The organism is Kribbella turkmenica, assembly GCF_004348725.1.
Classification (GTDB): domain Bacteria; phylum Actinomycetota; class Actinomycetes; order Propionibacteriales; family Kribbellaceae; genus Kribbella; species Kribbella turkmenica.
Window position 1 is genome coordinate 1 of record NZ_SMKR01000071.1, and the last position, 22911, is coordinate 22911.

General features: G+C 70.4%; 21 protein-coding genes. 13 read left to right on the forward strand and 8 right to left on the reverse strand.

Features of this window, described 5'->3' with window-relative positions; all coding sequences use genetic code 11:
- The 5 genes from E1218_RS17545 to E1218_RS17565 form a co-directional block, all read left to right on the forward strand.
- Positions 1 to 717, forward strand: a 717-nt coding sequence (locus E1218_RS17545) for a transketolase-like TK C-terminal-containing protein (protein WP_407657618.1), incomplete at its 5' end; no start/stop codon positions are given.
- A gap of 180 nt (positions 718 to 897) precedes the next feature.
- The gene (locus E1218_RS17550) at positions 898 to 1221 is read left to right on the forward strand and encodes a hypothetical protein (RefSeq protein ID WP_132321416.1); all 324 of its coding nucleotides are present in this window, start codon (positions 898 to 900) and stop codon (positions 1219 to 1221) included.
- The gene (locus tag E1218_RS17555) at positions 1218 to 2312 is read left to right on the forward strand and encodes a flavin-containing monooxygenase (RefSeq protein ID WP_132321418.1); all 1095 of its coding nucleotides are present in this window, start codon (positions 1218 to 1220) and stop codon (positions 2310 to 2312) included. The genes E1218_RS17550 and E1218_RS17555 overlap by 4 nt, the downstream gene beginning before the upstream one ends.
- A gap of 34 nt (positions 2313 to 2346) precedes the next feature.
- A complete protein-coding gene (locus E1218_RS17560; RefSeq protein WP_132321420.1) occupies positions 2347 to 3966 on the forward strand; it encodes a LuxR C-terminal-related transcriptional regulator in 1620 nt (539 codons plus the stop codon).
- Positions 3967 to 4040: 74 nt separating this feature from the next.
- Positions 4041 to 4454, forward strand: coding sequence for a hypothetical protein (locus tag E1218_RS17565; protein WP_233712289.1), 414 nt, complete (start codon positions 4041 to 4043; stop codon positions 4452 to 4454).
- Positions 4455 to 4532: 78 nt separating this feature from the next.
- Here E1218_RS17565 and E1218_RS17570 read toward each other — a convergent pair whose 3' ends face one another.
- A complete protein-coding gene (locus E1218_RS17570; RefSeq protein ID WP_132321422.1) occupies positions 4533 to 5540 on the reverse strand; it encodes a pirin family protein in 1008 nt (335 codons plus the stop codon).
- A gap of 32 nt (positions 5541 to 5572) precedes the next feature.
- On the reverse strand, positions 5573 to 6613 hold the full coding sequence (locus E1218_RS17575) for a PHP domain-containing protein (protein WP_132321424.1): 1041 nt from the start codon (positions 6611 to 6613) through the stop codon (positions 5573 to 5575).
- An 87-nt stretch (positions 6614 to 6700) separates the two neighbouring features.
- On the opposite strand from E1218_RS17575, the gene E1218_RS17580 reads away from it, so the two are divergent.
- The 7 genes from E1218_RS17580 (at position 6701) to E1218_RS17610 (ending at position 14130) form a co-directional block, all read left to right on the forward strand.
- Complete coding sequence (locus E1218_RS17580; protein ID WP_132321426.1) at positions 6701 to 7930, forward strand: PucR family transcriptional regulator; 1230 nt, start codon at positions 6701 to 6703, stop codon at positions 7928 to 7930.
- 77 nt (positions 7931 to 8007) lie between these two features.
- Positions 8008 to 9198, forward strand: a complete 1191-nt coding sequence (locus E1218_RS17585; RefSeq protein ID WP_132321428.1) for an acyltransferase domain-containing protein — start codon at positions 8008 to 8010, stop codon at positions 9196 to 9198.
- Positions 9198 to 10196 carry a beta-ketoacyl-ACP synthase III gene (locus tag E1218_RS17590; RefSeq protein ID WP_132321430.1) on the forward strand — a complete coding sequence of 333 codons (999 nt, stop codon included), beginning with the start codon at positions 9198 to 9200 and terminating at the stop codon, positions 10194 to 10196. The genes E1218_RS17585 and E1218_RS17590 overlap by 1 nt, the downstream gene beginning before the upstream one ends.
- A gap of 81 nt (positions 10197 to 10277) precedes the next feature.
- Complete coding sequence (locus E1218_RS17595) at positions 10278 to 10526, forward strand: acyl carrier protein (protein ID WP_130446978.1); 249 nt, start codon at positions 10278 to 10280, stop codon at positions 10524 to 10526.
- Between the two features lie 104 nt (positions 10527 to 10630).
- Positions 10631 to 11866 carry a beta-ketoacyl-ACP synthase II gene (gene fabF / locus E1218_RS17600; RefSeq protein ID WP_132321434.1) on the forward strand — a complete coding sequence of 412 codons (1236 nt, stop codon included), beginning with the start codon at positions 10631 to 10633 and terminating at the stop codon, positions 11864 to 11866.
- 136 nt (positions 11867 to 12002) lie between these two features.
- On the forward strand, positions 12003 to 13424 hold the full coding sequence (locus tag E1218_RS17605) for an acyl-CoA carboxylase subunit beta (RefSeq protein WP_132321436.1): 1422 nt from the start codon (positions 12003 to 12005) through the stop codon (positions 13422 to 13424).
- Between the two features lie 208 nt (positions 13425 to 13632).
- Positions 13633 to 14130, forward strand: coding sequence for a DUF3145 domain-containing protein (locus tag E1218_RS17610; protein WP_132157315.1), 498 nt, complete (start codon positions 13633 to 13635; stop codon positions 14128 to 14130).
- Between the two features lie 223 nt (positions 14131 to 14353).
- Here the strand turns inward: E1218_RS17610 and E1218_RS17615 are convergent, their stop codons facing one another.
- The 4 genes from E1218_RS17615 to E1218_RS17630 are packed head-to-tail and all read right to left on the reverse strand — an operon-like array spanning position 14354 to position 18498.
- The gene (locus E1218_RS17615; RefSeq protein WP_132321438.1) at positions 14354 to 15364 is read right to left on the reverse strand and encodes a LacI family DNA-binding transcriptional regulator; all 1011 of its coding nucleotides are present in this window, start codon (positions 15362 to 15364) and stop codon (positions 14354 to 14356) included.
- Between the two features lie 40 nt (positions 15365 to 15404).
- Complete coding sequence (locus E1218_RS17620; RefSeq protein WP_233712291.1) at positions 15405 to 16235, reverse strand: carbohydrate ABC transporter permease; 831 nt, start codon at positions 16233 to 16235, stop codon at positions 15405 to 15407.
- A complete protein-coding gene (locus E1218_RS17625) occupies positions 16232 to 17200 on the reverse strand; it encodes a carbohydrate ABC transporter permease (protein WP_132321440.1) in 969 nt (322 codons plus the stop codon). The genes E1218_RS17620 and E1218_RS17625 overlap by 4 nt, the downstream gene beginning before the upstream one ends.
- Positions 17197 to 18498: an ABC transporter substrate-binding protein gene (locus tag E1218_RS17630; RefSeq protein WP_132321442.1), complete on the reverse strand. Its 1302-nt coding sequence runs from the start codon at positions 18496 to 18498 to the stop codon at positions 17197 to 17199. The genes E1218_RS17625 and E1218_RS17630 overlap by 4 nt, the downstream gene beginning before the upstream one ends.
- 255 nt (positions 18499 to 18753) lie before the next feature.
- On the opposite strand from E1218_RS17630, the gene E1218_RS17635 reads away from it, so the two are divergent.
- Complete coding sequence (locus E1218_RS17635; RefSeq protein WP_132321444.1) at positions 18754 to 20979, forward strand: glycoside hydrolase family 9 protein; 2226 nt, start codon at positions 18754 to 18756, stop codon at positions 20977 to 20979.
- Between the two features lie 4 nt (positions 20980 to 20983).
- On the opposite strand, the gene E1218_RS17640 is transcribed toward E1218_RS17635, so the two are convergent.
- Positions 20984 to 21937 carry a VWA domain-containing protein gene (locus E1218_RS17640; protein WP_132321446.1) on the reverse strand — a complete coding sequence of 318 codons (954 nt, stop codon included), beginning with the start codon at positions 21935 to 21937 and terminating at the stop codon, positions 20984 to 20986.
- Positions 21937 to 22899: a DUF58 domain-containing protein gene (locus E1218_RS17645; RefSeq protein WP_132321448.1), complete on the reverse strand. Its 963-nt coding sequence runs from the start codon at positions 22897 to 22899 to the stop codon at positions 21937 to 21939. The genes E1218_RS17640 and E1218_RS17645 overlap by 1 nt, the downstream gene beginning before the upstream one ends.
- Between the last annotated feature and the right edge of the window lie 12 nt (positions 22900 to 22911).

A 22911-nucleotide genomic window follows, 5' to 3' on the forward strand; every position in this document is an offset into this window, starting at 1 on the left:
CACATCGTCAAGGACGGTCTGCGCCGGATGTACGGCTACGGCCTCGAGAAGGACACGCCGTACGGCGAGGACGTCTTCTACTACCTGACCGTCTACAACGAGCCCGTTCCGCAGCCGGCCGAGCCGGAGAACCTCGACGTCGAGGGCCTGCTGAAGGGCATGTACCGGTTCAGCGAGTACGAGACGGCCGAGGGCGACGACGTACCGCGGGTGCAACTGCTCGCGTCCGGTGTCGCGCTGCCGTGGGTCCGCAAGGCGCAGGAGATCCTCGCCGAGGAGTATTCGGTGGCCGCGGACATCTGGTCGGTGACGTCGTGGAACGAGTTGCGCCGGGACGCGGTCGCGGCCGAGGAGCACAACCTGCTGCACCCGGACGAGCCGGAGCAGGTGCCGTTCGTGACCGAGCAGCTGAAGGACACCAAGGGCCCGGTCGTCGCGGTCAGCGACTTCATGCGGTCGGTGCAGGACCAGATCTCCCGCTGGGTGCCGAACGACTACACCTCGCTCGGGACCGACGGCTGGGGTCTGGCCGACACCCGGGCCGCGGCCCGGCGGCACTTCCACGTGGACGCCGAGTCGGTGGTCGTGGCCACGCTGGAGATCCTGGCCAAGCGCGGTGACGTCAAGCCGGAGGTCGCCGCCGAGGCGGCCCGCAAGTACCGGATCGACGACCCGACCGCGGTCGCCGGTGTGAAGCAGGAGGGCGCCGGCGCCTGACCGCCGTCGTCCGGGACAGCCGCTCACCCTTCGGGGTGGGCGGCTGTTCGCATCCGCACCCCGCACCGACGGACATCCAGGCCCGGACCGGCCTACGACATTCCTCGTAGGCCGCGGCTCACTCAGGTTGCGCATTCCGTCCGACGCGCCGGGTGTCCCCCGCTCCCTACCGTCGGTGGCATGACTGGCGCAAGCGTTGCTCTTCTCGCGGGGACGGTGTCCACGATCCTCTTCGCGTCGAGCGCGCTGCCGATGGTGCTCAAGGCGATCCGGACCCGCGACCTGAGGTCGTACAGCCCGGCGAACCTGGTGCTCGCGAACGTCGGCAACGCCGTCCACTGCATCTACGTGGTGCACCTGCCGCCAGGACCGATCTGGGCCCTGCACGGCTTCTACGTCGTGACGTCCGCGCTGATGCTGCTGTGGTGGCTGCGGTACCACACCGGTCCGCGGTACCGCCCCGGTCCGCGCGGCGTCGTCCATGAGGAGCGGAGACTCGCATGACCACCGAAAGTATCGAGACCGTCATCATCGGTGCCGGCCAGGCCGGGCTGTCGACCGGCTACCACCTGCGCCGGCACGGCCGGCGGTTCCTGATCCTGGACGGCAACGCCCGGATCGGCGACCAGTGGCGGGCGCAGTGGGACACGCTGCGGCTGTACACGCCGAAGAAGTACGACGGCCTGACGGGGATGCCGTTCCCCGGTGACCCCTGGTCGTACCCGACGAAGGACGAGGTCGCCGACTACATGGCGGCGTACGCGGAACGCTTCGACCTGCCGGTACGGAGCGCGACCCGGGTCGAGCGGCTCGAGGCGCACGACGGGCGGTACGTCGTGACCACGAGCACCGGGACGATCCACGCGGACAACGTGGTGGTTGCCACCGGCACCTTCGGCAGGACGCCGTACCTGCCGGAGTTCGCCGTCGACCTGGATCCGGCGATCCGCCAGCTGCACTCGAGCGAGTACCGCCGGCCGGAGCAACTGAAGGACGGGCCGGTGCTCGTGGTCGGCGGCTCGCACTCGGGCACCGACATCGCCTACGAGACCGCAACCACCCATCCGACCGTGCTGGCCGGCCGGGACCCGGGCCAGATCGCGGTCCGGCTGGACAGTTTCGGCGCGCACCTCTTCTTCCCGGTGTTCCTCTTCGTCGGCAAGCACGTGGTCACCCGGCGGACCCCGATCGGCCGGAAGGCCAAGGACGAGGTCCGGTTCCACGGCGGACCGATGCTCCGGGTGAAGCGGTCGGACCTGCTCGCGCGAGGGGTCGAGCGGGTTCACGACCGCGTCACCGGGGTCCGCGACGGGCGGCCGGTACTGGGCGAGGACCGGGTCCTGGACGTGGCGAACGTCGTCTGGGCGACCGGGTTCCGGCAGGTCTTCGACTGGATCCGGCTGCCGGTGTTCGGAGCCGACGGCTGGCCGCTCGAGGAGCGTGGCGTGGTCACCGCGGCGCCGGGGCTGTACTTCTGCGGACTGTCGTTCCAGTTCGCCTTCAGCTCGATGGTGCTGCCAGGGGTCGGCCGGGACGCGGCGTACGTCGCCAAGCGGATCGCGGCCCGGACGGTCCGGAGTCTTGCCGCCGCCTGATCGAGCGCGCATGCTCGCGAGTGAGAGGCGTGTGATGGGGATTGTCGATGATCTCGAGCGAGCTCGGGCGGCCTACGAACGGCGGGACTGGGCGACGGCCTACGAACGGCTGTCGGCCGGCAGCGACCTGCGGGCCGGCGACCTGCTCTCGCTCGCCACCGCCGCCTACCTGCTCGGCGACATCGACGCCTGCATCCGCGCCCTGCAGCGCGGCTACCGGTCGCAGGTCGACGCCGGTGACACCCTCGGTGCGGTCCGGTTCGCGTTCTGGCTCGGCCTGGTGCACAACGTCCGGGGCGAGGTGGCCGTCGGCAGCGGTTGGTCCGCGCGGGCCGAGCGGCTGCTGGCGGATCAGCCCGCCGACCTGGTCGAGCGGGGCTACCTCCGCCTCCACGAGTTCTTCCGCCATCTGGAGCAGGGCGACTTCGCCGGCGCGTCACGCCTCGGGACGGAGATCACCGAACTGGCCCGGCGATTCGGCGACTCCGACCTGCTGGCCCAGGGCCTGGTCTGCCAGGGCCGGTTGCTGATGTACTCCGGCCGGGTGCCGGAAGGACTGGCCCTGCTGGACGAAGCCATGGTCGGCGTCGCGGCCGGCGAGGTGTCGCCGATCTTCGCGGGCAACGCGTACTGCGCGATGATCGAGGCCTGCCAGGAGATCCTGGACTTCGCTCGCGCTTCCGCGTGGACGACGGCATTGACGAGGTGGTGCGACAGTCAGCCGGATCTGGTGCCCTACACCGGCCAGTGCGCCGTCCACCGTGGTCAGATCCTGCGGCTGCACGGGGCCTACGGGCAGGCGCTGGCGGAGTTCACCGACGCGTGCCGCCGGTACGCGGAGTCGGGTGCGCAGGCGGCTGCGGGCCTCGCGCTGAGTGAGTGCGGCGACGTACTGCGGATCCGTGGCGACTACGCGGCGGCCGAGGCGTCGTACGCGGAGGCGGCGGGTTACGGCTACGAGGCTCAGCCGGGTCGCGCGCTGCTGCAAATGGCGCGGGGACGCACGTCGGCCGCCGTCGCCGCCGTACGGCGGTTACTCGCAGAGACCGGTGACCCGGTGCACCGGTCACGGCTGCTCGGTGGGGCCGTGGAGGTCCTGCTCGCCGGTGGGTACGTCGACGACGCGGAGGCGGCCGCGGTCGAACTGACAGAGATCGCGACCGGTTTCGGATGTGCCGGTCTCCGGGCGACCGCGGCGTACTGCTCGGCCCTGGTCGCGTTGGAGCGAGGCGATGCGGAGCAGGCGCTGCCGCACGCTCGCGTGGCCACGCAGGCGTGGAGTGGGCTGCAGGCGCCGTACGAGGTCGCGCGTTCGAAGGTGCTGGTCGGACGGGCCTTCCGGCTGCTCGGTGACGAGGATTCGGCAGAGTCGGAGTTGACGGCGGCGGCAAAGACCTTCGGCGACCTCGGCGCCGCGCCGGCCCGGCAGGAGACCGAGAAGCTGCTGCACCGCGACACCGCCGGCGGGCTCACCGGGCGCGAGCTCGAGGTCCTCCGGCTGGTTGCGTCCGGCAACAGCAATACCGAGATCGCCCACCGGCTCGTGCTCAGCGACAAGACGGTGGCCCGGCACCTGACCAACATCTTCACCAAGCTCGACGTCCCCTCCCGGACCGCGGCCGCGGCCTTCGCCCGCGACCACGACCTGCTCTGAAACGCTCCTGGGAGGGAGCCGGTTCACTCGCACGGGTGAGGTCCGGACGGATCGCGCGGTGGATGCTCGGAAAGGTGATCGAACGACCTGCGCCCCGGTGGGCGCTCTGGCTGGCCGACGCGATCCCGTTGATGACCCTGCCGTCCGGCCTGTGGCGGCTCGGGCTGGTCGCGGGCTCCTCGATGGGCATGCTCGACGACGCGGGGCACCCGCTGTACGCGGTCAGCACCGGCGAGAAGGTCTACATCGTCTTCCTGACACTGTTCTCCGAGGTGGTCGCGCTGATCGCGTTCGGCCTGGTCAAGCCGTGGGGCGAGGTCGCGCCCCGCTGGAACCCCTTCGTCGGCGGCCGCCCGGTCAACCCGTGGGCCGCGATCGTGCCGGCGATCCTGGGCGCGCTCGCGCTGATCGCGATCTGGACCTACGGCTTCCGGGACGTGTCCACCGACGACTTCCCGCCCTTCGAGAGACCGGCTGGGCCGCCCTGATGATCGCCTGCTACGCCCCGCTCCAGCTCTGGGGCCCGTCGCTGCTGATCCTCACCTGGGCGTACTACCGCCGCCGGGTCAGCGCGCCCGCGGCCTCGGTTTCAGTGCGGTAGCGGGCAGGGCGGGAGCGGGCAGCGGGTCACCGTCGTAGCCCGGCACCATCGGGAAGCGGCCGGTGCCGCCGGCGGCGATCGCCTCCTGCCAGGCGTCGCGGGCCGCGACGATCTCGTCGTGACTACGGCCGATGAAGTTCCACCACATCACCAACTGCTCCTCGAACGGCTCACCACCGAGCAGCAGCAGGCGGGTGCCGTTGTCGGCGGCAACCAGCTCGACCGACTCCCGGCCATCGCCGAGGTAGACCATCTCGCCGAACGACGGAGTGAGCTCGCCGACCGAGACCGAGCCGTCGACGACCAGGACGGCGTACTCGTTGGACGGCGTCAGCGGGACCGTCACCGTGCGGCCGGGCTCGATGCTGAAGTCGGCGCCGACGAGCGGGGTGTACGCCGGGGCGGGTGAGGTGACTCCGGCGACGGTGCCGACCATCACCGTGGCCCGGGCGCCGTCGAGGTCGACCGTCGGGAGGTCGGCGTACGCGTCGAAGGCCGGTGGGGTCGTGGTCCGCACGGAGTCCGGCAGCGCGACCCACAGTTGCGCGCCGTGCAGGGTCGGCGGCGCGGTCGGGGTGGACACCTCGGAGTGCGCGATCCCGTGGCCCGCGGTCATGATGTTGAGCTCACCCGGCCGGACCAGCGCGTGCGACCCGACGCTGTCGCGGTGCTCGATCTCACCCTCGAACAACCAGCTCACGGTCTGCAGACTCGTGTGCGGATGCGGCGGGACCCGCATCCCCCGGTCCCCGGGTACGCCGTAGGAGTCGACCCGGGTGGTCAGGTCGTCCGGACCGTAGTGGTCCACGAAGCACCAGGCGCCGACCATCCGGCGGTTCTTGTTCGGCAGCAGCCGGCGGACCTTCGTCGTCCGGCCGAGAATCACCTCACGCGGCTCCAGGAACTCCAGCACCGGGCCACCGGCCCCGCCGACGGAGACGATCTCCGCCGGGTCCTTCTCCAGGTCACTCACCCCTCGAAGATACGCCTGGCACCCGCGCCGGCTCAGCTGGCCCAGTCGCGCAGCGTGCTCTGGTCCCAGGTGTTGATCACGCGGTCCGCAGTGACGCCGCAGTCCTCCGCGCGCTCGCAGCCGTAGACCTGCCAGTCGAGCTGGCCGGGTGCGTGCGCGTCGGTGTCGATGGAGAAGAAGCAGTCCATCTCGGCCGCGAGCGAGAGCAGCCGCTTGGGCGGGTCCAGGCGTTCCGGGCGGGAGTTGATCTCGACCGCCGTACCGAACTGGCGGCAGGCCTCGAAGACGATCTCGGCGTCGAACTCGGACTCCGGCCGGGTGCCGCGGCCGCCGGTGATCAGGCGGCCGGTGCAGTGGCCGAGGATGTCGACGTGCGGGTTGGCGATCGCCCGGACCATCCGCTCGGTCATCGGCCCGGCGGCCATCCGCAGCTTCGAGTGCACGCTGGCGACGACCAGATCGAGCCGGGCCAGGATCTCGGAGTCGCAGTCGAGCGAACCGTCCTCGAGGATGTCGACCTCGATCCCGTTCAGGATGGTGAACCCGTCCAGCTCGTCGGCAAGCTTCTTGTTCAGCTCGGCGACCACCTCGAGCTGCTGGAGCCGGCGTTCGCGGGACAGTCCGTTCGCGACCGTCAGCCGGCCGGAGTGGTCGGTCAGCGCCATGTACCGGTGTCCGAGGCTGTGCGCCGTCCGGGCCATCTCCTCGATCGGGCTGCCGCCGTCGGACCACTCCGAATGCAGGTGCAGATCCGCCTTCAGCTCGGCGCGCATCGCCGTGCCGGCGGTGGTCAGGGCGCCCGCCGACTCCTCCAGCTTCACCAGGTACGCCGGGGTGCTGCCGTCCATCGCCTCGACGATGACGGCCTCGGTCTTCGGCCCGATCCCGGGCAGCTCGGTCAGCGTGCCGGCCCGGCGGCGGGCCCGCACCTCGGCCGCCGGCAGCGCCGCGATCGTGTCCGCCGCCCGCCGGTACGCCTTCACCCGGTGGGTCGGCTGCCGGTCCCGCTCGAGGAAGTACCCGATCGCCCGCAGCGCCGCGACCGCGTCCGCCACGCCTTGCTTGTCCGTCATCACCCCATGATGGCGGACGCGCAGCCCATCACAATCCACCGCGCGTCGTGCCGCTGGGCGGCCCCGCGCACGGAAGCTGCGGTTGTGATGGCGTCACGGTCCGCCGGATATGGTCGAGGCGTGGCGACGAAGGGTCATCTCGCGCGGGCCGAGCGGTTGCAGGGCGCGACCGGTGCGCTGGCGACCGCCGCGATGGCGGCGATGGACGAGAAGCTGCCGTGGTTCGGCAAGCTGTCCGCGCAGGACCGGTCCTGGATCGGCCTGGTCGCGCAGTCCGGGATCACCGCGTTCGTCGACTGGTTCCGCGACCCCGAGGCGCACTCGGCGATGCCGACCCGGATGTTCGGCTCGGCGCCGCGGGAGTTCACCCGGGTGATCTCGCTGCACCAGACCGTCGACCTGCTCCGGACCACGATCGAGATGATCGAGAACACCATCGGCGACCTGCTCCCGCCCGAGGACGTGCCGGTGGTCCGCGAGGCGATGCAGCGCTACGCCCGCGAGGTCGCGTTCGCCGCCGCCACCGTCTACGCCAAGGCCGCCGAGATGCGCGGCGCCTGGGACGCCCGGCTCGAGGCCCTGGTGGTCGACTCGGTGATCCGAGGCGAGGCCGACGAGTCCGTCCGCTCCCGCGCCTCCGCCCTCGGCTGGACCGGCGCCGGTACGACGGGGTCCACGGAGGTCGCCGTGGTCGTCGGCCGGGCGCCCGAGTCCGAGCCGGGCAGCGCGAACGTCGCCGACGTGGTCCGGCACGCCGCGCGCGAGGCCGGTGCCGACGCTTTGTGCGCGATGCAGGGCGACCGGCTGGTGGTAGTACTCGGTGGTACAAGCAAACCTGTCGAGATCGCACAAAATCTCGCCCAGTGGTTCGGACCGGGTCCGATCGTCGTCGGCCCGGTCGTCAAGGACCTGATGGCGGCCGTGACGTCGGCCCGGGCGGCCGTCGCGGGGCTGCGCGCGGCCCCCGCCTGGCCGGCGGCGCCGCGGCCGGTCCAAGCCGACGAACTCCTGCCCGAACGGTCACTCTCCGGAGACGGCCACGCCCGCCGGCAACTCGCCTCCGACGTCTACGGCCCGCTCACGATAGGCGACGGCGTGCTGCTGGACACCGTTTCGGCCTACCTGGACTCGGGCGGTTCGATCGAGGCGACGGCCCGGGCGATGTTCATCCACGCCAATACCGTCCGGTACCGGCTGAAGCGTGTGGCCGAGATCACGGGCTACTCGCCGCTCAATCCCCGCGACGCTTTCACACTGCGTGTCGCACTGGCGATGGGCCGCCTGCTCAACCCCGAGCCCGGAAGTACCGCTTTGTAGGATTCCCACAAGTCGGTCCGGTAGAATTCGTGCGGCGCCCCGGCCCACGGAGGCCCCGGCTCAGGGAGAGTTGTCACGTGCTCGTCATCGTCGCGCCCGGTCAGGGTGCCCAGACCCCAGGATTCCTCGCGCCGTGGCTGGCGGATCCCGCGTTCGAGAGCCGGCTGAACTGGCTCTCCGCGGTGGCCGGCCTCGACCTCGCCCACTACGGCACGCAGGCCGACGCGGACACGATCCGGGACACCGCGATCGCGCAGCCACTGCTGGTCGCGTCCAGCATGCTGGCCGCGCTGGCGGTGTTCCCACACCCGTCGGACGCGTTCACCAAGGTCGGCGCGGTCTCCGGGCACAGCGTCGGCGAGATCGCGGCCGCCGCCGGCACCGGCGTGCTGACGGCCGAGCAGGCAATGGTCCTGGTCCGCGAGCGCGGCAAGGCGATGGCCGCCGCCTCGGCGCTGACCCCGACCTCGATGACCGCAGTCCTCGGCGGCGACCGGGACGAGGTGCTGGCGAAGCTCGCCGAGCACGGCGTGACCGCCGCGAACGACAACGGCCCCGGCCAGATCGTGGCCGCCGGAACGGTCGAGGAGCTCGCCGCGCTGGCCGCCGACCCGCCCGCGAAGACCCGGCTGATCCCGCTGTCCGTGGCCGGTGCGTTCCACACCAGGCACATGGAGCCGGCGGTGCAGACGCTGGCGAAGTACGCGACCGCGATCAGCACGCACGACCCGCGCACCCGCCTGATCTCGAACCGGGACGGTCAGGTCGTGCACGACGGCCGCGACGTGCTGGACCGGCTGGTCTCCCAGGTCAATTCGCCCGTCCGCTGGGACCTGTGCCTGCAGACGATGGCCGACCTGCAGGTGACCGGCATCCTCGAACTGCCGCCGGCGGGCACCCTGACCGGGATCGCGAAGCGCGCGCTCAGGGGTGTCGAGACGTTCGCACTGAAGACGCCGGACCAGCTCGACGACGCCCGGGCGTTCGTGGACAAGCACGGCAGCCCGTCCGAGATCGACGCCTCGCCGACCTGGCGGCTGCTGGTCGCGCCGATGAAGGGCACCTTCACCCGCGCCGGGCAGACCCCGCGCGAGGCCGGTGAGGCGGTCGGGACCGGCGAGGTGGTGGCGAAGGTGAAGAGCCTGCGCGACGAGCTCGACGTCCAGGCGCCGCACGGCGGCATCGTGGTCGAGTGGCTGGTCGAGGAGGGCGACCCGGTCGCCCCCGGACAACCGTTGGTCCGCCTGCACCCGAACGGGGGCAACTGATGAGTGCCACGATCACTTCGCAGACCGGCGCGCGGTACGCCGGTGTGCTCGGCATCGGGTCGTACCGGCCGCGGCGCGTCGTACCGAACGCGGAGATCCTCGAGCACATCGACTCCAGTGACGAGTGGATCCAGACCCGGTCCGGGATCAAGGAACGGCGCTGGGCGAGCGAGGACGAGACCGTCCTGATGATGTCGGTCAACGCCGCCAAGGACGCGCTCGAGGACTCCGGGATCGACCCGGCGCAGGTCGGCTGCGTCATCGTCTCCACCGTCACGCACCTGTACCAGACCCCGGCGATCGCGACCCGGGTCGCCGTCGAGGTGGGCGCTCCGACCGCGGCCGCGTTCGACGTGTCGGCGGCGTGTGCGGGTTTCTGCTACGGCGTCGCGCTGGCCAACGACATGATCCGCGGCGGCAGCGCGAAGTACGTGCTCGCGATCGGCGTCGAGCGGCTCAGTGACCTGACCGACCGGACCGACCGCAGTACGGCGTTCATCTTCGCCGACGGCGCCGGTGCCGCGGTGGTCGGTCCGGCCGACGAGCCCGGGATCGGCCCGGTCGTGTGGGGTTCCGACGGCACCCAGCACGAGGTCATCAGCCAGAAGGAGTCCTGGCAGGAGGCGGCCGGCAGCTACAACTGGCCACACCTGCGGATGGACGGCAACCCGGTCTTCCGCTGGGCGTCCTTCGAGATGGCCAAGACCGCGCAGCAGGCGCTCGACGTGGCCGGTGTGAAGGCCGAGGACCTCGACCTGTTCGTGCCGCACCAGGCCAACATGCGGATCACCGACGCGATGCGGCGCACCTTGAAGCTGCCCGACCACGTCAAGGTGGCCCGCGACATCGAGCGCCAGGGCAACACCTCGGCCGCCTCGATCCCGCTCGCCATCACCGCGATGCGCGAGGCGGGCGAGGCCAAGAGTGGCGACCTCGCGCTCATCATCGGTTTCGGCGCCGGCCTGGTGTACGCCGCCCAGGTCATCCGGCTGCCGTAGGACCGGTCCATAGTTGTCCGGGGCGGCTCAGGTGGCCGGCCCGGCTGTTGCAAGCAAGAGAATCCGAAAGGGAAACCACTGATGGCCAGCACCGAAGAGATCCGTTCCAACCTCGCCGAGATCGTGAACGAGATCGCCGGCATCCCGGTCGAGGACGTCCAGCTGGACAAGTCCTTCACCGACGACCTCGACGTCGACTCGCTCTCGATGGTGGAGGTCGTGGTGGCCGCCGAGGAGAAGTTCGACGTGAAGATCCCCGACGACGAGGTGAAGAACCTGAAGACCGTCGGCGACGCGGTCGCGTTCATCGAGCGCGCCCAGAACGGCTGACCAGGCCCCGCTCTGTGCTTGCCGGTGCTCGCCGGACCCGTTCCGGCGAGCACTGAAAAAGACCCTCACTCGTCTCCCCCGATCTCGTAAAGGATGAGGTAACCATGTCGAAGACCCGAGTCGTCATCACCGGGCTCGGAGCCACGACCCCGCTGGGTGGCGACGTGGCCGGCACCTGGGAAGGGTTGCTGGCCGGTCGCTCCGGCGCGCGCCGGCTGACCGACGAGTGGGTGCAGAACCTGGCGGTCCAGATCGCCGCCCCGGCCGCGGTCGAGCCGACCGAGGTGCTCGAGCGGGTGAAGGCCCGCCGCCTCGACCGCAACGCCCAGCTCGCCGTCGTCGCTGCCCGAGAGGCCTGGGCCGACGCCGGCCTGGAGGACTCCGGGCTGGACAAGGAGCGGCTGGGGGTCGCCTGCGCCTCCGGGATCGGCGGCCTGCACACCACGCTGGCCAACTACGACGCGCTGAAGTCCAACCCGCGCCGGGTGTCGCCACTGGCGATCCCGATGCTGATGCCGAACTCGTCGGCGGCGTACGTGAGCCTGGAGTTCGGCGCCAAGGCCGGCGTGCACACCCCGGTCTCGGCCTGCGCCTCCGGCAACGAGGCGATCGCGCTGGGCCTGGACCAGATCCGGCTCGGCCGCGCAGACGTCGTCCTCGCCGGTGGTACCGAGGGCGCGATCATGGCGCTGCCGCTGGCCGCGTTCGGGATGATGCAGGCGCTGAGCAAGCGCAACGACGACCCGGAGAAGGCGTCGCGTCCGTGGGACGTGGACCGGGACGGCTTCCTGCTCGGTGAGGGCGCCGGCATCCTCGTGCTGGAGTCGTACGAGCACGCCAAGGCGCGCGGCGCGAGAATCTACGCCGAGCTCGCCGGTGCGGGCATCTCCGCCGACGGACACGACATCGCGCAGCCCGACCCGACCGGGTCCGGGGCGCGCCGGGCGATGGAGCGGGCGTTGTCCGAGGGCGACCTGACCCCGGCCGACATCTTCCACATCAACGCGCACGCCACCTCGACCCCGCAGGGCGACATCGCGGAGTCGCTGGCGATCCGGCAGGCGCTCGGCAGGGAGGCCGACCACGCGGTCGCCACCGCGCCGAAGTCGATGATCGGCCACCTGCTCGGCGCGGCCGGCGCGGTCGAGTCGATCGCGACCGTGCTCGCCCTGCATCACCGGGTGTCGCCGCCCACCATCAACGTGGACAAGCTGGACGACCAGATCGAGCTGGACGTCGCGACCGAGCAGCGCAGGCTGGCCGACGGGGACATCGCGGCGTTGAACAACTCGTTCGGCTTCGGCGGCCACAACGCCGCCATCGCCTTCAAGACGGTGTAGTTCCGGCAGTTCTCACACCCGGAGGCCCCATGACCGTACAGCTGCCACGCCTCCGGCGCGGCGGGGCATGGGGCCTTGCCTACCGGCCTTACCTCGTCACTCCAGTCGCGCTCCTCAGCCCAGGCCGGGAGGCCCCATGACCACCACTGCTCCGGCCAAGCCCGCCAAGCCGCCTCGCGAGGAGGATCCGCGGAACCCGGTCACCCGGCTGACCCGGCTGCTCGACCCGGGCAGCCTGGAGCTGATCACGCCGGACGACCTCTGCGGAATGCTCGCGGCGCGCGGGACCATCGCCGGGGCGGACGTGGTCGCGTTCTGCTCCGACGCCACGGTGATGGGCGGCGCGATGGGTGACGCCGGCTGCGAGGTCGTGGTCCAGGCCTACGCGGTGGCCCGGCGCGAGGGCGTACCGATCATCGGCCTGTGGCACTCCGGCGGCGCGCGGCTGGCCGAGGGCGTGCTCAGCCTGCACGCCGTCGGCCGGATCTTCTACGCGATGACGCAGGCGTCCGGGAAGATCCCGCAGATCTCGGTGGTGCTCGGCCCGGCCGCGGGCGGCGCGGCGTACGGTCCGGCGCTCACCGACATCGTCGTCCTCGGCCCGGAGGGACGGATCTTCGTCACCGGTCCGGACGTCGTCCGCTCGGTCACCGGCGAGGACGTCGACATGCTGCGGCTCGGCGGCCCCGAACCGCACGGGCGCCGTTCCGGCGTCGTCCACATCACCACCGACTCCGAGGCCGCGGCCCTGTCCGGGGCGCGGCGGCTCGCCGACCTGCTGGCGAACCAGGGGTCGGTGGCCGCCGACGTGCCGGACACGGATCTGTCCGGGTTCCTGCCGGAGTCGGCCAAGCGCGCGTACGACGTCCATCCGCTGGTCGGAGGGGTGCTCGACGAGGACTCCGCCGTCGAACTGCACCAGCGCTGGGCACCGAACATCGTCACCACGCTCGGCCGGCTCGGCGGCCGGACCGTCGGCGTGATCGCCAACAACCCGCTCCGGCTGGGTGGTTGCCTCGACGCCCTGTCGGCGGAGAAGGCGTCGCGGTTCGTCCGGATGTGCGACGCGTTCGGTGTCCCCCTCGTGGTGCTGGTCGACGTCCCGGGGTACCTGCCGGGTGTCGGGCAGGAGTGGGACGGTGTCGTACGTCGTGGGGCGAAACTGCTGCACGCCTTCGCGGAGAGCGTCGTACCGCGGGTGACGCTGGTGACCCGGAAGACGTACGGCGGCGCGTACATCGCGATGAACGCGCGGTCGCTCGGCGCGACCCGGGTGTTCGCCTGGCCGCGGGCCGAGGTCGCGGTGATGGGCGCGGTGGCCGCCATCCGGGTGCTGCACCGGCGCAAACTGGCCGAGGTCGACCCCGAGCTTCGTCCGCAGGTCGAGGCGGAGCTGGCGGCCGAGCACGAGAAAATTGCCGGTGGCATCGAACGGGCCCGCGAGATCGGCGTCGTCGACGAGGTCGTCGACCCGGTCAGAACTCGCTCCGCCCTGGCCGCCGCGATCGCCGCCGCCGACACCGGCCGGCGGGGCCGGCACGGCAACATCCCCCTCTGACGCGTCCGTTGGCCGGATCCGGGCCGCGACACGACAGTGATGTGGTTGACACGGCGAGGTTACTGGTGTTGGTGGTGGCCGTGGTGCAAGATGTACGCAGTGTGCCACGCGGTGCTTTGGTGCCGGGTGGGATGCTGGTTCCACTGGGATCGACGCGCGGGTGTTCGAGAACGCTGGGGAAGGCGCCCCTCGAGCACAGGAGGTCCCGGTGGCGACGACTCGTGGCGTTCTTTACGTCCACACGGTGCCGTCAGCGTTGTGCCCGCATGTCGAGTGGGCCGCGGGCGGCGTACTCGGCGTGCCCGTGAAACTGGACTGGACGCCGCAGCCCGCGGCGCAGGGCACCTACCGGGCCGAGCTGTCGTGGCAGGCCGAGGCCGGTACGGCGGCGAAGCTGGCGTCCGCGCTGCGCGGGTGGCAGAAGCTCCGGTTCGAGGTGACCGAGGAGCCGAGCAACGGCGTCGAGGGTGAGCGCTACTCGTTCACGCCCGCGCTCGGGGTCTTCCACGCGACCACCGGCGTGCACGGCGACATCATGGTGCCGGAGGAACGGCTGAAGGCGGCGATGCTCAAGGCGGCCAGCGGCGAGGCGGACCTGACCGAGGAGGTCGAGCGCTTGCTCGGCCGGCCCTGGGACGACGAGCTCGAGCCGTTCCGGTACGCCGGCGACGGTGCGCCGGTGCGCTGGCTTCACCAGGTCGTCTGACCTGAGGTGAACCTGAGAACTTGAGAAGAAACCTGTGAAAGGTACGGACTTCGCCGAACTTTTCGCCAAGACTGATCATCAGACGTTCCACCAGGGTGGGAGGGGCCGTGGCCGCTGGGCCACCGGGTGTCGGGACACCCCCGGTTGTCGTAAACAGCGGCCGCACCACGTGAAGGGCGTGAACCTCAGGGTTCGCGCCCTTCGTGCGTCTGCGCAGCACCGACTACGTGCTCGAGCGTTTGATCAGGCGGGTCGGGAGGATCAGCGGCGTCGGCGTCTCCCCGGCGATCAGGCCGAGCAGCATGCGGGCCATCTCGCGGCCCAGCGACTGGATGGGCTGCCTGACAGTAGTGAGCGGCGGCTCGGTGTGGCGGGCGCTGATGACGTCGTTGAACCCGACGATCGCGACGTCGTCCGGGACCGACCTGCCGGCGTCCTTCAGGACCCGCAGCGCCCCGATCGCCATCTGGTCCGAAGCCACGAAGACTGCGTCCAGGTCAGGGTGTCCGGCCAGCAGCTCCGCCATCGCGCGGCTGCCGCCGGCCTCGCTGAAGTCACCGTGGGCGACCCGGCCAGCATCCAGCCCGGCCACGGCGAGCGCCTCCTGGTAGCCCTTGTACCGCGCCGTTCCGGCACCCTCGTCCATCCGGCCGGTGATCGTCGCGATCCGGGTCCGGCCCAGCGTCACCAGGTGCTCGGTCGCCAGCCGCGCGCCACCTCGATTGTCGGCGTCCACGTAGTACCGCGGCTCGAAGGTGACCGGGCATCCGCCGAACACGACCGGCACCTCGGCCTTGTCGGCCAGCGCGGCCAGCGGGTCGTCGCCGTGCATCGACATCAGCATCACGCCGTCGGTCTGCCGGGTCCGCAGCAGCTGCTCGAGCCGGGTCTGGCCGCGCGCGGACGTCGCCAGCAACAACATCAGCTCCAGCTCGGTCTCCTCCAGCACGGCGCTGATCCCGACCACGACCTCGGCGAAGAACGGGTCGGCGAACGCCTGCGGGTTGTCGCTGGAGATCGCCAGCACGACCGCGCCGACCTGCTGGGTCGCCAGTGCCCGGGCTGTTGCGTTCGGCACGTATCCGAGGTCGAGCACGGCCCGGCGCACGGCCTCCCGCTTGGCCTTGCTCACGTGCGGCGCGTTGTTGATCACCCGGGACGCGGCCGAGCGCGACACACCGGCGCGCTCGGCGACTTCGTCGAGCGTGACTTGCCGTTTGGGGATCTCGGTCACCGCAGCGTCCTTGTCGTCGGAGTGGGTAGAGGGTAGATCATCACGACCGAACGGCGCCGTCCATGATGCCGCTGACCAACTGACGGCCGAACAGTACGAAGACCACCAGCAACGGCACGGTCGCGATCAGCGTCCCGGTGAACATCAGTGTGTAGTCGGTGTAGTACTGCGTGGCCAGCTGGCTGAGCGAGAACTGCACGGTCGGGTTGTCCGCCTCCAGGACCGCCAGCGGCCACAGGAACTCGTTCCAGGTCGCCATGAAGGTGAACAGCCCGAGGACGGCCGCGCCCGGCCGAAGCGCCGGCGACACCACGCGGACGAACAGGCCGAACGTCGTACAGCCGTCCAGCCTCGCGGCTTCGATCAGTTCGTCCGGTACGGCGCGTTCGGCGTACTGGCGCATCAGGAACACCCCGAACGCCGACACCAGGAACGGGACGATGACCGCCTGGAGCTGGTTCTGCCAGCCGAGTTTCACCATCACCATGTAGAGCGGCACGATCCCCATCTGGACCGGAACCATCATCGTCGCGAGAACGGCGATCAGCAGCGCGTTGCGGCCGCGGAAGCGCAGCTTGGCGAACGCGAACCCGGCCAGCGAGGAGAAGAACACCACCGACACAGTCACCGACACCGCCGCGATCCCGGAGTTGACCAGGCCGCGGGCGAAGTGGGCCGCCTCGGCGTCCGGTCCGAACAACCGCCGGATGTTCTCGCCGAGGTTGCCACCCGGCACCAGCGGCGGGGGCATCTCGCCGATCACGTCGTTGGACCGGGTCGCGACGACGAACAACCAGTAGAGCGGGAAGACCGACAGCACCAGGCTGACGACCAACGTGAAGTAGACGAGGCTGTTGCCGCGATGTCTCACCGGGTTCCTCCCCGCAGCCGGCGGCTGATCAGTGCGTTGACGACGCCGGCGATCACCGTGAGCACGAAGATGGTCCACGCGATCGCGGAGCCGTAGCCGTAGTCGAAGTTCTGGAAGCTCTGCTCGAACATGTACATCGCCACCGTCTGGAACTGCCGCAGGCTGCCGCCGGACACGTCGCCCTGGCCGAACAGCAGCGGCTCGGTGAACAGCTGCATGCCGCCGATCGTCGACATCACCACGGTGAAGACGAGAGCCGGCCGGATCAGCGGGACGGTGACACTGCGGAACTGCCGGACCGCGCCGGCACCGTCGAGTTGCGCGGCTTCGTACAGGTCCCGCGGGATCGCCTGCATCGCGGCCAGGTAGATGAGTGCGTTGTAGCCGGTCCAGCGCCAGTTCACCATGCTGGCCACGGCGATCCAGGACGAGGTCTTGCTCGCCTGCCAGTCGATCGCGTCGACACCGATCAGTCCGAGGACACCGTTCACCATGCCGGTGTCGCGCCCGTAGAGTTGGCCGAACACGATCGCGACCGCAGCGACCGAGGTGACGATCGGCGCGAGCACAGCGAGCCGGAACATCAGCAGCGCCCGGATCGGGCGGTTCAGCAACGCGGCGATGACCAGCGCCATCAACAGCTGGGGCACGGTCGCCAGGACGAACAACCCGAGCGTGTTCAGCACTGCGTTCCAGAAGTCGGGGTCGCCCATCAACCGCGAGTAGTTGCCCAGTCCGACGAACCCGCCGTCGCCGGTCAGGTCCCATGCCCGCAGCGAGACCCAGGCGGTGTAGACGAGCGGGAAGAACCCGAACATCGCGAACAGCACGAAGAACGGCGCGATGAACACGTACGGCGATCCGTGCAGGTCGAACCGGTTCCACCGCGACAGCCGGGAGGCGGGCGAGGCACCGGCCGGTGCGGGGGACGTCCGCACCGGCCGTGGCGGCGCTTCGGCGCTCACTTGTCGACGGCTCGTCGTGCGTCGGCGATCGCCTTGGTCCAGGCCTCGTCCGGTGACAGCTTGCCCTGTTCGACGGCGGTCAGGGCGTCGCCGACCGCGTCGCCGACGACCTGGTTGTCGGGACCGAGGTAGACGGGTTCGAGGAGCTTGGCGGACTGGCCGAAGATCGTGCCGACCGGCGCGTTGTTGAAGTACGCGTTGACGGCACCCGACACGGCCGGGTCGTCGATGGCCTGCGGCGATGACGGGAAGTTGTTCTTCGCCTTGAAGGCCGCGATCTGGCCCTGCGGACTGGTCAGGAACTTCACCAGGTCGGCGGCCTCCTTCGGATGCTTGCTCTGCGCTGGTACGGCGAGGAACGACCCACCGCGGACGGCACCCTCACCGGGAACCCGGGCCACGTCCCACTTCCCGGCGTTCTCCGGACCGGCCTGGTCCTCGATGATCCCGAGCATCCAGGCCGGGCAGGGCACGGTCGCGAACGTGCCCTTCTTGAACCCCGCGTTCCAGGCCGGCCCCCACATCTGCAGCTTCCCGGACAACCCGGCGCCGATCATCGCCACGGTCCGGTCCCAGGCGGAGCGTACGCCGGGATTACTGTCGACGATCAGATTGTTCTCCCGGTCGAAGTAGGTCGTGTCGCCCTGCTGCATCAGGATGTTCTGATAGATCCCGCCGGCGGTGTCGAAGAAGCTCGCCCCGGTTCCGGCGGCGGCGAACCGCTTGCCGGTGGCAAGGTAGTCGTCCCAGCTCGGCCAGAGCGCGCCGACCTGCGCCCGGTCGGTCGGCAGGCCGGCCTTCGCGAACAGGTCGGTGCGGTAACACATGCCCTGCGCACCGACATCGGTACCGAGACCGACCAGCTTCCTGCCGTCGGCGGTGAGCGCCTGCTTCCACTTCCACTCCAGGAAGTTGTTGCGCACCGCGGCGGCGTCGTGGTCGAGCAGGTTGACGAACTGGTCCGGCTTCGCCATCAGCTTGACCAGGATGCCCTCCTCCAGCGCGACGACGTCACCGGCGCCGCTCCCGGCGGTCAGCCACTGCTGCAGTTTCGGCGTGTAGTCGGCGAGCTTGGCGATGTTCTCCTGCTTGATCCGGATGTTCGGGTGCGATGCCTCGAACTGCTTGTACAACTCCTCGTAGCCGAACTGGCTGAAGGTCTTCACGGTGAGCGTGATGGTGCCATCCGCGCTGCCCGCGTCCGAGTTCGAGCCTCCACACCCGGCCACGGCGAGCAGTGCGACGGCCGCACCGGCCGCGGCGAGTGTGCGAAGTGCTGGTCGCCGAAGTGACGACATGGACCCTCCTCAGGGATGAAGTACTGCTCTGCCGGAGGCTCCCGGTTCGGACGCTGGTTTCCAAGAAAACTGGGAGCGCTTCCAGCGACCATAGAGGATGCTCGTTCCGGATGGGAAGACCTAGAAATACCGCTCTACGAGCTATTGACAGCGCCCGAGACCATCGACAGCATCTCAACACACCGGCCGTCGGCCGGTTGAATTGGAACCGCTCCCAGCGTCCGTCCAGGCGCCGGGGTCCTCCGGAGGCACGCCATGCCCACTCCCCGACGGCGAACCGGCGCGATCGCGCTGACGTTGACCGCCACCCTGACCGCCCTGACCGCCCTGACCGCGTCCACGCCGGCGCTCGGGGCGAATCCGCCGTACGAGCGGGTGCTCAACGGGACGTTCGACGCCGGCAAGTCGCCCTGGTGGAGCAGCGGGAACACGCCGTCCACGGCGACCGACGGCCGGCTGTGCGCCCAGGTTCCGGCCGGAACGGTCAACCCGTGGGACTCGATGATCGGACAGGACGACCTCCCGCTGGAGCAGGGACAGCCGTACATGCTCCGGTTCGAGGCGTCGGCCAGCCGGGCGGTGCGGATCCGTACCGTGGTGCAGCAGGCGTCGTCGCCGTACCCGACCGTGCTGAACCGGACCGTCGACGTGGCGACGAGCGCGAAGACCTTCGAGTTCACCGGTACGTCGCCGGTCACCAACTCCCACGGGCAGGTCTCGTTCCAGGCCGGCGGCGCCACTGAGCCGTACACCCTGTGCCTGGACAACATCTCCGTCGTCGGCGGCGTCGTGCCGCCAGGCGGCTTCCCGGACTACGGCTCACCGGTCCGGGTGAATCAGCTCGGCTACCTCACCAGCGGACCCAAACGGGCCACGTACGTGACGACGCAGAGCACCGCGCTGGACTGGCGTCTGCTCGACAGCGGCGACAAGATCGTCGCCGGCGGCAAGACTCAGCCGTACGGTCCCGACGCCGCCTCCGGTGACCACGTCCAGCTGATCGACTTCGGCGACGTCCGTACGCGCGGGACCTTCCGGCTGGCGGTCGGCGACGACCTCAGCGAGCCCTTCGAGATCGGCGACCGGATCTACTCCGGCCTGCGGCGGGATGCGCTCGAGTACTTCTACAACAACCGCAGCGGCATCGAGATCGAGGCGGAGTACGTCGGGCCCCAGTACGCGCGGGCCGCCGGACACCTCGGTGTCGCGCCGAACAAGGGCGACACCTCCGTCCCATGCTTGCCAGGCACCTGCGACCACAGCCTCGACGTCCGGGGCGGTTGGTACGACGCCGGCGACCACGGCAAGTACGTCGTCAACGGCGCCCTCGCGGCGTGGCAGCTGCTCGACCTCCACGAGCGTTCGGCGGCGCACGGAGACCGCGGAGTCGCCCTGCGGATCCCGGAGTCCGGCAACTCCGTCCCGGACGTCCTGGACGAGGCGCGGTGGGAGGTCGACTTCGTCCTGCGGATGCAGGTGCCGCCCGGCCGGCCATTCGCCGGGATGGTGCACCACAAGATCCACGACCACAAGTGGACCGGGCTGCCGCTGGCACCGGCAGCGGACCCGCAGCAGCGGTATCTCCACCCGCCGTCGACCGCGGCGACGCTCAACCTCGCGGCCGTCGGAGCCCGCTGCGCCCGGGTCTATGCCTCCTGGGACCGCCGGCTCAGCAAGCGCTGCCTGACCGCCGCTGAGAAGGCCTGGGACGCGGCCCGGCGGCATCCGGCGCTGTACGCACCCGACGGTGGCGAAGGCGGTGGCGCGTACGACGACACCAAGGTGACCGACGAGTTCTCCTGGGCCGCGGCGGAGTTGTTCGCGACCACCGGCAAGGGTTTCTACAAGAAGTTCGTCACCACGACCCTGAAGGCGGCGGACGGGTTCTCCTGGCAGGAGACCGGCGGCCTCGCGGACCTCGCACTGGCCCGCGCGCCTCACCGCCTGAACCCGCACGACGAGCGCGAGCTCGTGCGACGGATCAGCTCGGTCGCCGACGCGTACCTCACCCACCTCGGGACCCAGGGCTACGCCAACCCGTACAAGCCGGCCGACGGCGAGTACGTCTGGGGATCGAACAGCGGTGCGGCGAACAACGCCATGATCCTCGCGATCGCGGCCGACCTCACCGGGCGTACGTCGTACCGCTCGGCCGCGCTGGAGTCACTCGACTACCTGCTCGGGCGGAACGCGGTCGGGCTGTCGTTCGTCACCGGCTACGGCGAGCGGTTCAGCCACAACCAGCACCACCGCTTCTGGGCGCACTCGCTGAACCCCGCGCTGCCCTCGCCGTACCCGGGCTCACTGGCCGGCGGACCGAACTCCGGCCTCCAGGATCCCGTTGCCCAGCGCAACCTCCAGGGCTGTGCCCCGGCCAAGTGCTACGTCGACGAGATCGGCTCCTACTCCACCAACGAGGTCGCGGTGAACTGGAACTCGGCGCTCGCCTGGCTGACCGCGTACGCCGACCAGCAGTCCTGATCGACTACGGGAACCGGGACGCGAGCGCGATGCACGCACCGGCCGCGGCCAGCGTGAAGAGCATCGCGATCCCGGCGAAGCGCGCGGTGACTTCCTTGTCCACCTCGTCGTACCCGACGGAGGAACCGATGTCCTTGTAGACGTCCTCGAGCTCACCGGCGGACTCGGCCGTGTACGCCTCGCCGCCGCTGATCTCGGCGACGCTGCGCAGCTCGGCGCGGTCCGGTGGCACCCGCTGGCGGATGCCGTCCATCTCGATGAAACCGGAGTCGGTGCCGAAGCAGATCGTGTAGACTGGGGTGTTCTTCGCCTTCGCGGCCTGCGCACCCTCCTGCGCCGTCCGGCCGACCGTCCGCTTGCCGTCGGACAGCAGAACGACACGGGCCGGGGCGGGGTCGTTCGGGTGGTCCGGGTCCGGCGGCACCTGGGTCAGCGCCTGCAGCGAGGTGAAGATGCCCTCACCGGTCGCGGTCGACTCGGCCAGCTCCAGGCCGTCCACGGACCGCAGGACCGTGGCCCGGTCCGTCGTCGGCGGCACGATGATGGACGCCGTACCGGCGAAGTTCACCAGCGCGATGTTGAACTTCGACGGCAGCTGGTTGATGAAGTTCTTCGCCGACTTCTTCGCCGCCTCCAACCGGTTCGGCTCGATGTCGGTGGCCATCATCGACAGCGACACGTCGATCGCGACCACGATCGTGGCCCGCTCGCGCGGCACCTTCACCTGGTCCTTGGGCTGTGCGAACGCCACGATGCAGGAGGTCGCCGCCAGCAGGGCCAGGACGACGGCCAGGTGCCGCCGCCACTGCGGTCGCCGCGGCGCGACCCGGTCGAGCAGCGCGATGTTGGTGAAGCGGAGCGCGTACTGCGCGCGACGGTGCTGCAGGAAGATGTAGCCGGCGACCACGACCGGGATGATCAGCAGGAACCACAGCCGCCCGGGAGACAGGAACTCCATCAGCGCGCCACTCCCTTCGGCGGTTGGTGCAGACGCGGCGCCACCCGCCGGTAGGCGAGCACGAACCTCACGGTGTCGGCGACCCAGTCACGATCGGTCCTGAGGACCAGGTGCCCAGCACCTACCCTACGCAACGCGGTCCGGGTCCGTTCCCGCTGCGCGAGCGCGGCCGTCGCGAACGCCTCCCGGACCTTGCGTCGGCGGGTGTCGATCTCCCGGACCGCTCCGGTCTCGGGGTCGCCCACCAGCACGACGCCGATGTTCGGCATCTCCAGCTCACGCGGGTCGACGATCTCCACCGCGAGCACCTGGTGCTGCGCGGTGAGCTTGCGCATCGCGCGCTCCCACGACGGCTCCCGCCGGGCGTCGATCTCGCTGTCCTCCGGGGTGAGGAAGTCGGACACGATCACCCGCAGGCCACGCTTGCGCTGCGTACGGGCCATCGACTCCAGCGCCGCAGCCAGGTCGCTGCGATGCGCCTCCCGGTCACTGCTGGACTGCTCGGCCAGCAGCGCGCGCAGCAGCCCGTACAGAGCCAACCGACCGGATCGGGCCGGCCAGCGTCGCAGCGCCGAGTCCCGGAGCATCAGTCCGCCGAACCGGTCGCCCAGCCGGTGCGTCAGGAACCCGACCGTGGCGACCGCGGCGACGGCCAGCTCGCGCTTCTCGAGTTGCGACGTACCGAAATCCATCGAGGCGGACAGGTCGACCAGCGCCCAGGTCTCCAGCTCACGGTCCGCGATCAGGTCCCGCACGTGCGGGACCGTCGTACGGGCGGTGACCGCCCAGTCCATCCGCCGTACGTCGTCGCCGACCTGGTACTCGCGCGCCTCGGCCAGCTCGGTGCCGGGACCGGGCAGCAGGCCCAGGTGCTCTCCGTGCAGATAGCCCTCGAGCCGGCGGACGACGGTCAGCTCGAGCCGCCGGAGCGCGCGCTCGGGTGCGAGCTGCGAGATCGTCATCGCAGCCCGCGG